Genomic DNA, 11,401 nt, shown 5'->3' with positions numbered 1-11,401 from the left:
TCACCTGACGGGGAGCTGGGCATGGGCGAGGACCTGCTGGGATACGCCCGAGACACCATGGCCCCTGACGCGAAGACTTTGTCGGCGACCGAATACCGCTGGCTGGCCCGCCGGCTGACCGAAGCCCTCTCCGACGCGCTCAGGGTCGCCGACTCGCGCGGTCAGCGCCTCACCGACCCGGAAGAGGTGATCGCGGATGCCTGACTCCGCGAACACCGACGCACAGTCCCGCAGCGCCACACGAGGCCGCTACCGCTTCCGCGAGTACCACGTGACCACCGTCCCCGACCCCCTGGCGCTGCCGGCTTTCACGGCGGTCTGCGTCACCGGCGAGGAAAGCAACTGCGGTGTCACATCCGGCACCCTGCACACCCCGGACGAGTTGACGCATTGGATCGCCGGACACTGCGCTTAGACCGGCCACCAGCACTACGAGCAGACCGTCCGGGCCATACTCCGCGCCGAGCCCGGCGCGTGGCAGTAAAGTCCCCCTGCGCCGACACTCCGCCAGCGGCAGCGCCACCGTGCGCCCCGCGCTCCTGACGGCAGTAGCGACGGCAACACCCACGGATTCCCCCGCACAACCACGGACAGCAGCGGAACCCGAAACCACCGCTGATCGGCGAATACGCAGATAGGGAGGGGTTGCCTAGCACACGTACTATGTGCTGGCTGGCGCCACGCCGGTCCTGGTTCACAATTCGAACTGTCCGCCTGCCGAAACAGTCAATAACCTGCGGGAGGTCACAGCCCCCAAGCCTCTTAAGCCTTCTCAGGCGGATCAGGCGTGGAGTGATTTCTTGGGGCCTGGCCCGTACACAAATATTCACCCGCGAACTGGGCAGGTGGACCCCAACCGTTTCGTATCTTCCGATGGGCGCCGTAGCATCCGGATGGGGGATCACGAGATGAACAGCAAGCCCACGAAGTTCCACTTCCATATGGAGACGTGGGATTGGAACTCCGCCACCAACGCATGGACTGTCGGCAATACGATGCAGCGAGTTCCCTTGGGGGTGAAATGATGAGAGTGGAAGTTCTGCAAGTCCTAGCCCCATCGCAAGAGATCGTGCGCTTCACGTGCGAGTCTGGCACCGCGTCTGGCCGCTGGATGGGGTCGAACCCCCCTGAAGTAGGTCAATTCGATGTCGAGATCGAAGTCCCGGAAGGCGTCGCAGACTGGACGGCTGTTCCTTCGGGTGCTACTTCCCTCTCGGAGGCCGGGGCGGAGTCTGCCACCCTCATCACGGGCCAAGTTGTCAGATTCGACGATGGTGATGATTCGGTCGTGGAGATCAGAGTAGGGTCGGACATCCTCTTGATTGAAATACCGAATCGAAGGTCGGAGCTTCCTGTGGAGGGTTTCATTTCCTTCCGGGCTCCCGAAATTCAGCTCTACCCGTACGATCTGTAAGTGGCCTAGCCGAAAGGCGTAGGCAAGGAATCTGCGGGATTCGCCTTGGAGGGCCCTGTTCTCGCGAGAATGGTGTTTTACTCTCGGTAGCTTGGGTCAGCTGAGATTCCCATACCGCCGATGAAGCCCCACCGATCGTGTGTTCGGCGGGGCTTCTGGGGTGCTTGAGCGGCAACCGTGACGGCAACGTCAGCGGACGGTTGGCATGGTGGGGTTGGGTCGTCGGGGCCGTCGTCCTGGCCGCCGAGGGCGCTGCTGAGGGTGTCGATGACTTGGCGTTGGAAGCGGACGTGGGCGCCGGCGGTGACACCGATGTTTGCGTGACCTACCAACTCCTTGATCAGGAAGAGGTCGACGCTCCGTTTCCAGGAGCAGGGTCGCGGTCGCCTGCCGTAGGTCCTGGTACCGGAAGCGACGAAAGGGGTGCCGGCAGTGCCGTGAGGATGAGGGCACCGTCCGCCCGGTCGTCCGACGTTCTTCCTTGCCTGCCCGCAAGGTACGCGGACCCCGGTCCGGAAGGCGAACGGGTATACCCGCAACCACCCTGCGTCACACGTCCTCACGGGAAGTTTGTACGCCTGAGCGGCTGAAGTTTTGTTGATCTGTGGCCAGTTGAGGGGTCAAGGGGCCTACGCTTCGTAGGGTGAACCAGTTGAAGTCCCGCGCCTCCCGCCCCCACAACCCGGCCGGCCAGCCCGGGGGAGGTGAGCTGCCCGGCAGGCTCTCCGACGAACTGCGCGCCGAGCTGATCGCCTTCCGCCGGGATCTGCACATGCATCCCGAGCTGGGCAACCAGGAGTTCCGCACCACCGCGGCCATCAAGGACCGGCTGGAGAAAGCCGGGCTCGAACCGAAGGTTCTCGCCGTCGGGACCGGGCTCATGTGCGACGTGGGGGAGTGGGACGGGGTGACGCCCATGCTGGCGTTGCGGGCGGACATCGACGCGCTGCCGATCCCGGACACCAAGGCGGGCGTGCCCTACCGGTCCACCGTGCCCGACCGGGCACACGCCTGCGGGCACGACGTGCACACCACCACCGTGCTCGGGGCGGGGCTCGTGCTCGCCGGTCTCGACCGGGAGGGGCTGCTGCCCCAGGCCGTGCGGCTGATCTTCCAGCCCGCCGAGGAGGTCCTGCCCGGGGGCGCGGTCGACGCCATCGAGTCCGGGGTGCTGGAGGGTGTCGGGCGGATCATCGGCGTGCACTGCGACCCGAAGGTGGACGTCGGGAGGATCGGGCTGCGGATCGGGGCCATCACCTCGGCCTGCGACCGGCTGGAGGTCACGCTCGACGGGCCCGGCGGGCACACCGCCCGGCCGCATCTGACCACCGACCTGGTCACCGCCGCCGCCCGGATCGCCGTCGACGTGCCCGCGCTGCTCGCCCGCCGGGTCGACGCCCGCTCCGGGCTCGCGCTGACCTGGGGGCGGCTGGAGACCGGGCACGCCCCCAATGTCATCCCGCAACACGCCGAGCTCTCCGGCACCGTCCGCTGCCTGGACCTGGACGCCTGGCGCGCGGCCCCCGACCTGGTGCACTCCGCCATCGACGAGGTGGCCGGAATGCACCGGGCCAAGACCGTGATCAACTACGTGCGCGGTGTGCCGCCCGTGGTGAACGACGCCGAGTCCATCGGTCTGCTGGACGCCGCGATGACCGAGCGCCGCGGATCGTATGCGATCGAGGACACCGAGCAGAGCCTGGGCGGCGAGGACTTCTCCTGGTACCTGGAGCGGGTGCCCGGCGCGATGGCCCGCCTCGGGGTCCGGACCCCGGGCGACACGCGCGGGCTGGACCTGCACCGCGGCAACTTCGACGTGGACGAGGAAGCCATCACCGTGGGGGTCGAGCTGTTCACCGCCGCGGCCCTGTTCGACGGGAACCGTTAGCGGAGCGTTGACACAGTCTTCGCGGGCCGTTCGTGGACCTGCGGGAGGCCTTCTGTTCACGACGATCCGATAACGGCTTCCGTACGTGCTCTTATCTGACATCTACGCGCGTTACGATCGCCGCGAAACCAGCGCCGGAAGAGGCGCTTCGGTCAGGTTTGAAGGAGCCTTCCCTTGCGCCGGATCACCAGGATCACCACCGTGGGCATTGCGTCCGCGGCGCTCGCTCTCAGTGTCACCGCCTGTGGCGGAAAATCGTCGTCGGACGCGGGTTCCGACTCGGGCGGCGAAAAGGCCGCCATCGCCTACGACATCGGCGGCCGTGGCGACCAGTCGTTCAACGACGCCGCCTACGCCGGACTCGCCAAGGCGGAGAAGGAACTCGACGTCAAGGGCAGCGAGGCCGAGCCCTCCGACGGTGAGGGCGACGCGGACAAGGTCCAGCGCCTCACCGAGCTGGCCCGCTCCGGCAACAACCCGGTGATCGGCGTCGGCTTCGCCTACGCCCCCGCCATCAAGAAGGTCGCGCCGAAGTTCCCGAAGACCACCTTCGGCATCATCGACGACGCCTCGGTGACCGGCGACAACATCGCCAACATCGTCTTCAACGAGGAGCAGGGCTCCTACCTCGCCGGCGTCGCCGCCGCCAAGGTCACCAAGACGAAGACGATCGGCTTCATCGGCGGTGTCGAGACCCCGCTGATCAAGAAGTTCGAGGCGGGCTTCATCCAGGGCGCCAAGGACACCGACCCCGCGGTCAAGGTCCTCCCGCAGTACCTGACGCAGCCGCCGAACTTCGACGGCTTCTCCAAGCCCGACCTCGGCAAGGCCGCGGCCCAGGGTCAGCTCGACAAGAAGGCCGACGTGATCTACTCGGCCGCCGGTCTGGCCGGTTCCGGTGCCATCGAGGCCGCCTCCAAGGCCGGCAAGTGGAACATCGGCGTCGACTCCGACCAGTACAAGCAGAAGGGCCTCGCGGCCTACAAGGAGTCCATCCTGACCTCGGTCACCAAGGACGTCGAGGACTCGGTGTTCAACCTGATCAAGTCGGTCCAGGACGGCAAGCCGACCACCGGTGAGATCCGCTACGGCCTGGACAAGGACGGCGTCGGCCTGTCGATGTCCAACCCGGCGTTCGCCAAGATGACCGACGTCATCGCGGCCGTCGACAAGGCCAAGCAGGAGATCATCGACGGCAAGATCACCGTCAAGACCGCTCCGTAAGCAGCTCGGAGCCTCCTGCCGTACAGCTGGTTTCCCCAGGCCCTGTCCGTCCCCGCGCCGCATCCGCGTCCGGTGGACGGACAGGGCCGTGGGCCCGTCCCCGCCGTACGGACAGGCTCCCCGCCGCGGAACGCGAACATCCCGCGGCACCCGAGCTTCCGCCGCCCCACCCGAAGAAGATCCGCCTCTCGCAGTGCTCTCCCACCCGGTCCGGACCCCGCGTCCGGACCGTGACGTGCACCTGTGTTTCACGATTCGGCAGCGCTACGCGTGTAGACAGCCCTCCGGCGCGATAACTTCACCCCCGCCCCCCGGGGGGTCTCCGACACCCCCAGCCCCTCCGCCCCCGCTCCTGTCCGGCCAAGGAGAGTGCGTCATCAACGCGTCCAGCAGTCCCCCTGCCGTAGAACTGCACGGCATCACCAAGCGCTTCCCCGGCGTCGTCGCCAACCACGACATCGACATCACGATCGGCAAGGGCACGGTCCATGCCCTCGTCGGTGAGAACGGCGCCGGCAAGTCCACCCTGATGAAGATCCTCTACGGCATGCAGAAGCCGGACGAGGGCACCATCGCGATCAACGGCGAGCAGGTCTCGTTCTCCAACCCGGGCGACGCCATCGAGCGGGGCATCGGCATGGTGCACCAGCACTTCATGCTCGCCGACAACTTCACCGTCCTGGAGAACGTCGTCCTGGGCGGCGAGAAGCTGTACGGCATCGGCTCCGGCGCCCGGAAGAAGATCAAGGAGATCTCCGACGCGTACGGCCTGGGCATCCGGCCCGACGCGCTCGTGGAGGACCTCGGGGTCGCCGACCGGCAGCGCGTGGAGATCCTCAAGGTCCTCTACCGGGGCGCCCGCATCCTGATCCTGGACGAGCCGACCGCGGTCCTCGTACCGCAGGAGGTCGACGCGCTCTTCGCCAACCTGCGCGAGCTCAAGGCCGAGGGCCTGACCGTCATCTTCATCTCGCACAAGCTCGGCGAGGTGCTCTCCGTCGCCGACGACATCACGGTGATCCGCCGCGGCACGACCGTGGGCACCGCCGACCCGGCGTCCACCACGACCAAGCAGCTCGCCGAGCTGATGGTCGGCAGCGAGCTGCCCTCGCCGGAGACCCGCGAGTCCACCGTCACCGATGTGCCGATGCTGCGCGTCCAGGACCTGGCGCTCACGGTCACCGACCCCGACGGCACCGTCCGCGACGTGCTCGCCGGCATCGACCTCACCATCCACCAGGGCGAGGTCCTCGGCATCGCCGGGGTCGAGGGCAACGGGCAGACCGAGCTGATCGAGGCCCTGATCGGCATGCGCACCCCGGACGGCGGGGTGATCACCCTCGACCAGGACGACATCTCGCAGGTCCCCACCCGCAAGCGGCGCGAGGCCGGCATCGGGTACATCCCCGAGGACCGTCACCGCCACGGCGTCCTGCTGGACGCCCCGCTGTGGGAGAACCGCATCCTCGGCCACGTCACCGAGAAGCCCAACAGCCGCGGCTGGCTGCTGGACAACAAGGCGGCCCGCGCCGACACCGAGCGGATCGTGCGCGAGTACGACGTGCGCACCCCCGGCATCGAGGTCACCGCGGCCTCCCTCTCCGGCGGCAACCAGCAGAAGCTCATCGTCGGCCGCGAGATGAGCCACGCGCCCAAGCTCCTGATCGCCGCCCACCCCACCCGTGGCGTGGACGTCGGCGCGCAGGCGCAGATCTGGGACCAGATCCGCGAGGCCCGCCGCGAAGGGCTGGCCGTCCTGCTGATCTCGGCCGACCTGGACGAGCTGATCGGGCTCTCCGACACCCTGCGCGTCATGTACCGCGGCCGACTGGTCGCCGACGCCGACCCGGCCACCATCACCCCGGAGGAACTGGGCTCGGCCATGACCGGCGCCGCCACCGGGCACCTCGAAAGCCCGGAGGACGAGGCCCGATGAAGAAATTCGACAAGGACCGGCTGATCCTGGGCTTCGCCGGCCCGGTGCTCGCCCTGGTCGTCGCCCTCGCGCTGACGACCGTGGTGCTGCTCGCCTCCGGCCGGAACCCCTTCGAGCCGTACCGGATCATGTTCGAGTCGGCCAGCTACGTCGACGTACAGGTCCTGATCGTCAACCAGGCCGGTACGTACTACCTCGCCGCACTCGCCGTGGCCGTCGGCTTCCGGATGAACCTCTTCAACATCGGCGTCGACGGGCAGTACCGCCTCGCCGCCATGATGGCCGCGCTGGTCGGCGCGAGCGTCAGTCTGCCGGGGCCGCTGCACATCGCGCTGATCGTGGTCGTCGCGATGCTGGTCGGCGCGTTCTGGTCGGGCATCGCGGGCTTCCTCAAGACCACCCGCGGGGTGAGCGAGGTCGTCTCGACGATCATGCTGAACTCGATCGCCACCGCCCTGGTCGCCTGGCTGATCCTGCCGAAGAACTTCGGCGAGCAGCCCGCCGGGTCCAACAACCTCACCACCGGTGAGATCCCGGAGTCCGGCTGGTTCCCGGGGCTCCCGATGGGCGACCAGGCCGGAGAGATCTACGGCTTCACCTTCGTCGCCGCGGGCTGCGGCCTCCTGTACTGGTTCGTGCTGAACCGCACCCGGTTCGGCTTCGACCTGCGCGCCACCGGCGCCAGCGAGAGCGCCGCCCAGGCGTCCGGTGTGGACGCCAAGAAGATGATCCTCACCTCGATGCTGATCTCCGGTGCGGTCGCGGGCCTGGCCGGCATGCCGACCCTGCTCGGCGACACCCACACCTACAGCCTCGACTTCCCCACCGGTATCGGCTTCACCGGCATCACCATCGCGCTGCTGGGCCGCAACAACCCGCTCGGCATCGCCTTCAGCGCCCTGCTGATCGCCTTCCTGGACAAGTCGTCGGCCTCGCTCGACCAGTACGGGTACGAGAAGGAGATCGCCACGATCATGCAGGGCCTGATCGTGATCTCGGTCGTCGTCTCCTACGAGCTGGTCCGCCGGTACGGCATCCGCCGCCAGCAGCAGAAGGTCGGCGAGGAGCTCGCCGCCGGCCATGCCATCAAGACCGAGAAGGAGGCGGCCCTGTGAGCACGAGCAAAGCCACCGCCGCACGCGTCGCCCCCACCAAGGGCGGCGGCCGCCGCAAGCTCTCCCTGCCCGTCGTCCTCCTGATCATCGCGGGCGCGCTCGCCCTGGTCTCCCTGGTACGCCTCATCAGCGGCGCCAACGACGTCACCTCGGTCGGCCAGGTCGCCGGCGCCCTGGAACTGGCCGTCCCGATCGGCCTCGCCGGACTCGGCGGCCTGTGGGCCGAGCGCGCGGGCGTCGTCAACATCGGCCTCGAAGGCATGATGGTCCTGGGCACCTGGTTCGGCGCCTGGGCCGGGTTCCAGTGGGGCCCGTGGGTGGGCGTCCTCTTCGGCATCCTCGGCGGCTGCCTCGGCGGCCTGCTGCACGCGGTCATCACCGTCACCTTCGGCGTGAACCACATCGTCTCCGGTGTGGCCATCAACATCCTCGCCGTCGGCGTCACCCGCTACCTCTCCAACTTCGCCTTCGACGGCATCCAGGGCGGCTCCTCCAAGCAGTCCCCGCGCATCGATCCGATCGACAAGATCACCATTCCAGGGCTTTCGGACTGGATGCAGGACCTGCAACAACAGCACTGGTTCCTGATCTCCGACATCGCGGGCATCGTCGGCGGCCTGGTCACCGGGCTCTCCCTGCTGACCGTCGTCGCCCTGCTGCTGATCCCCGCCACCTGGTGGATCCTGTGGCGCACGCCGTTCGGGCTGCGGCTGCGCTCCTGCGGCGAGTCCCCGGTGGCCGCCGAGACCCTCGGCGTCAACGTGTACAAGTACAAGTACATCGCCGTCACGGTCTCGGGCGGTCTGGCGGGGCTGGGCGGCGCGTTCCTCGCGATCGTCGCCACCGGCATCTACCAGGAGGGCCAGACCGGCGGCCGTGGCTACATCGGCCTCGCCGCGATGATCTTCGGCAACTGGATGCCGGGCGGCATGGCGCTGGGCGCCGGGCTCTTCGGCTTCACCGACAGCCTCAAGCTGCGCGGCGGCGCGGAGAACGTCCACGCGATGCTGCTCCTGCTGGCGATCCTGCTGGTCATCGCGGTGTTCTGGCAGCTGTACCGGAAGAAGTACGTCGCCGCGGTGATCTCGGCGGCCGTCTCGGCGCTGCTGTTCACCTGGTACCTCCTGACCGACCAGGTGCCGAGCCAGTTCGTCGACGCCGCCCCGTACGTCACGACGCTGCTGGTCCTCTCGCTCTCCGCGCAACGGCTGCGGATGCCCAAGGCGGACGGCGTGCCGTACCGCAAGGGCGAGGGCAAGTGACGCCGCCCGCCGCCGGAGGCCCGTCCGCCGAGGCGTTCGGCGAGGCCGGCTGGGAGGCCCTGCGGGTCGCGGCCCGGGACGCCATGTCCCGGGCGTACGTCCCCTACTCGCGCTACCCGGTCGGTGTCGCCGCCCGGGTGGACGACGGCCGCACGATCACCGGCTGCAACGTGGAGAACGCCAGCTACGGCCTCTCGCTCTGCGCCGAGTGCGGTCTCGTGTCCGCGCTCCACGCCACCGGTGGCGGCCGGCTGACCCACTTCACCTGCGTGGACGGCACCGGGGCGATCCTGGTGCCGTGCGGCAGGTGCCGGCAGCTGCTGTACGAGTTCGGCGGCCCGGAGCTCCTCCTGGAGACGCCCGACGGGCGGCGCACGCTGGACGAGATGCTGCCCCAGGCGTTCGGCCCGCAGCACCTCGGCTGAACCCCGTTTCCTCGGCGGTGGCCCTTCCCCTTTCCCGGAAGGGCCACCGCTCTTCTCTCCCTCTATGCGCGTAGAGTCATCGAGGACTCTTGCGTACGCACCGGCCGGAAGGATTCCCATGGACGCCATCTCCGTCATCCGCACCAAGCGGGACCGAGGCGAGCTGACCCCCGAGCAGATCGACTGGGTCATCGACGCCTACACCCGCGGCGAGGTCGCCGACGAGCAGATGTCCGCCCTCGCCATGGCGATCCTGCTCAACGGGATGAACCGCACCGAGATCGCCCGCTGGACCGCCGCGATGATCGCCTCCGGCGAGCGGATGACCTTCGACGGGCTGTCCCGCCCCACCACCGACAAGCACTCCACCGGCGGCGTCGGCGACAAGATCACCCTGCCGCTCGCCCCGCTGGTCGCCGCCTGTGGCGCGGCCGTGCCGCAGCTCAGCGGCCGGGGCCTCGGCCACACCGGCGGCACCCTGGACAAGCTGGAGTCCATCCCCGGCTGGCGGGCCCACATCTCCAACGAGGAGATGCGGCACGTCCTCGACACCACCGGCGCGGTCATCTGCGCCGCCGGTGACGGCCTCGCCCCCGCCGACAAGAAGCTGTACGCGCTGCGCGACGTGACCGGCACCGTCGAGGCGATCCCGCTGATCGCCAGCTCGATCATGTCCAAGAAGATCGCCGAGGGCACCGGGGCGCTCGTCCTGGACGTCAAGGTCGGCTCCGGCGCCTTCATGAAGACCATCGAGGACGCCCGCGAACTGGCCTCCACCATGGTCGCGCTCGGCACCGACAGCGGTGTGCGCACGGTCGCGCTGCTCACCGACATGTCCACCCCGCTCGGCCTCACCGCGGGCAACGCGCTGGAGGTCCGGGAGTCGGTCGAGGTGCTGGCCGGCGGCGGCCCCAGGGACGTCGTCGACCTGACCCTCGCCCTCGCCCGCGAGATGCTCGACGCCGCCGGGCTCAAGGACGCCGACCCGGAGAAGGCCCTCGCCGACGGCTCCGCCATGGACGTCTGGCGCCGGATGATCGCAGCTCAGGGCGGCGACCCGGATGCCACGCTCCCCACCGCCCGCGAGCAGCACGTCGTCACCGCACGCTCCTCCGGCGTACTGACCCGCCTGGACGCCTACGACGTCGGCGTCGCCGCCTGGCGCCTGGGTGCGGGCCGCGCCCGCAAGGAGGACCCGGTGCAGGCGGGCGCCGGCGTCGAGCTGCACGCCAAGCCCGGCGACACCGTCACCGAGGGCCAGCCCCTCATGACGCTGCACACGGACACCCCCGAGAAGTTCGACTACGCACTGAAGGCGCTGCCGGAGGCGTACGACATCGCCCCGGCAGGCACGTCGTTCGCACCGCTGCCGGTGGTGCGGGAACGTATCGCCTGACCTGCGGATTCCCCATTTGGGTGAACGGGATCGGTGGACCGCTACCGGTTCCGTTCGGCATGCTGGACTCGGTGACGTACCGATAGAGGAGACCGCCATGAGCGCACTCACCGTCGAACCCGTGCCGGGCCAGGGACAAGGCCAGGACTGGGACGACCTCGTCCGGATCTGGGAGGAGACGGACGCACCCGAGGGCTGCAAGGTGGAGATCATCGAGGAGATCGTCACCGTGTCGCCGCCGCCGTCCAAGGACCACAACACCACCGCTGCCCTGCTCCAGCGCAGGCTCTATACCGTCATCCCGGAAGACTGGGAGATCTACCAGACCCTCGGCCTCTCGTTGCCGGGGCGGGGCGGCATCTACATTCCCGACCTCGTGGTCGTCCCCCGCGCGGTGGCCTCGGGGCCGGGCAGCACCGTGCCTGCCGAGGAGGCCCTGCTCGTCGCCGAGATCACCTCCCGCTCCAACGCCAACCACGACCGCGTCAGCAAGGTGAACGGCTACGCCAAGGCCGGAGTGGAGCTGTTCCTGCTCCTCGACCCCTGGCACTCCGGCCGGCCGACCGCGACGCTGTACGGGGAGCCGGAAAGCGGTACGTACCGGGTCCTGGAAACGGTCGAGTACGGGCGGAAGCTGACCCTCCCCGAGCCGTTCGGCCTTGTGCTCGACACCGGCGTCTTCCCCATCAGCTGACACACGGGCGGCCCGCCGCGCGGAGAGGATCCGTGCGGCGGGCCGCC

At 68.8% G+C, this 11,401-nt stretch carries 10 protein-coding genes; all 10 read left to right on the top strand.

Annotated features, from left to right (window positions below):
* Nucleotides 1-21 precede the first annotated feature (21 nt).
* Entirely contained in the window at nucleotides 22-204 is a 183-nt protein-coding gene (locus ACIQRW_RS03715; protein ID WP_403753882.1) for a hypothetical protein, read from the top strand.
* Nucleotides 197-415, top strand: coding sequence for a hypothetical protein (locus tag ACIQRW_RS03710; protein WP_403753880.1), 219 nt, complete (start codon nucleotides 197-199; stop codon nucleotides 413-415). The genes ACIQRW_RS03715 and ACIQRW_RS03710 overlap by 8 nt, the downstream gene beginning before the upstream one ends.
* 1,651 nt (nucleotides 416-2,066) lie before the next feature.
* Nucleotides 2,067-3,302: an amidohydrolase gene (locus tag ACIQRW_RS03705; protein ID WP_403754417.1), complete on the top strand. Its 1,236-nt coding sequence runs from the start codon at nucleotides 2,067-2,069 to the stop codon at nucleotides 3,300-3,302.
* 174 nt (nucleotides 3,303-3,476) lie between these two features.
* Entirely contained in the window at nucleotides 3,477-4,526 is a 1,050-nt protein-coding gene (locus ACIQRW_RS03700; RefSeq protein WP_382160413.1) for a BMP family protein, read from the top strand.
* Between the two features lie 352 nt (nucleotides 4,527-4,878).
* Complete coding sequence (locus tag ACIQRW_RS03695) at nucleotides 4,879-6,462, top strand: ABC transporter ATP-binding protein (protein ID WP_403754414.1); 1,584 nt, start codon at nucleotides 4,879-4,881, stop codon at nucleotides 6,460-6,462.
* Nucleotides 6,459-7,577 carry an ABC transporter permease gene (locus ACIQRW_RS03690; RefSeq protein ID WP_403753877.1) on the top strand — a complete coding sequence of 373 codons (1,119 nt, stop codon included), beginning with the start codon at nucleotides 6,459-6,461 and terminating at the stop codon, nucleotides 7,575-7,577. The genes ACIQRW_RS03695 and ACIQRW_RS03690 overlap by 4 nt, the downstream gene beginning before the upstream one ends.
* Entirely contained in the window at nucleotides 7,574-8,839 is a 1,266-nt protein-coding gene (locus ACIQRW_RS03685; protein ID WP_403753875.1) for an ABC transporter permease, read from the top strand. The genes ACIQRW_RS03690 and ACIQRW_RS03685 overlap by 4 nt, the downstream gene beginning before the upstream one ends.
* Nucleotides 8,836-9,264, top strand: a complete 429-nt coding sequence (locus ACIQRW_RS03680) for a cytidine deaminase (RefSeq protein WP_403753872.1) — start codon at nucleotides 8,836-8,838, stop codon at nucleotides 9,262-9,264. The genes ACIQRW_RS03685 and ACIQRW_RS03680 overlap by 4 nt, the downstream gene beginning before the upstream one ends.
* A gap of 118 nt (nucleotides 9,265-9,382) precedes the next feature.
* The gene (locus ACIQRW_RS03675; protein ID WP_403753870.1) at nucleotides 9,383-10,660 is read left to right on the top strand and encodes a thymidine phosphorylase; all 1,278 of its coding nucleotides are present in this window, start codon (nucleotides 9,383-9,385) and stop codon (nucleotides 10,658-10,660) included.
* A gap of 97 nt (nucleotides 10,661-10,757) precedes the next feature.
* Nucleotides 10,758-11,354: a Uma2 family endonuclease gene (locus ACIQRW_RS03670; protein ID WP_403753867.1), complete on the top strand. Its 597-nt coding sequence runs from the start codon at nucleotides 10,758-10,760 to the stop codon at nucleotides 11,352-11,354.
* The last annotated feature ends 47 nt before the right edge of the window (nucleotides 11,355-11,401 follow it).

Source organism: Streptomyces sp. NPDC091287 (genome assembly GCF_044768525.1).
Taxonomy (GTDB): Bacteria; Actinomycetota; Actinomycetes; order Streptomycetales; family Streptomycetaceae; genus Streptomyces.
This window is presented reverse-complemented; position numbering and strand designations above follow the sequence as displayed.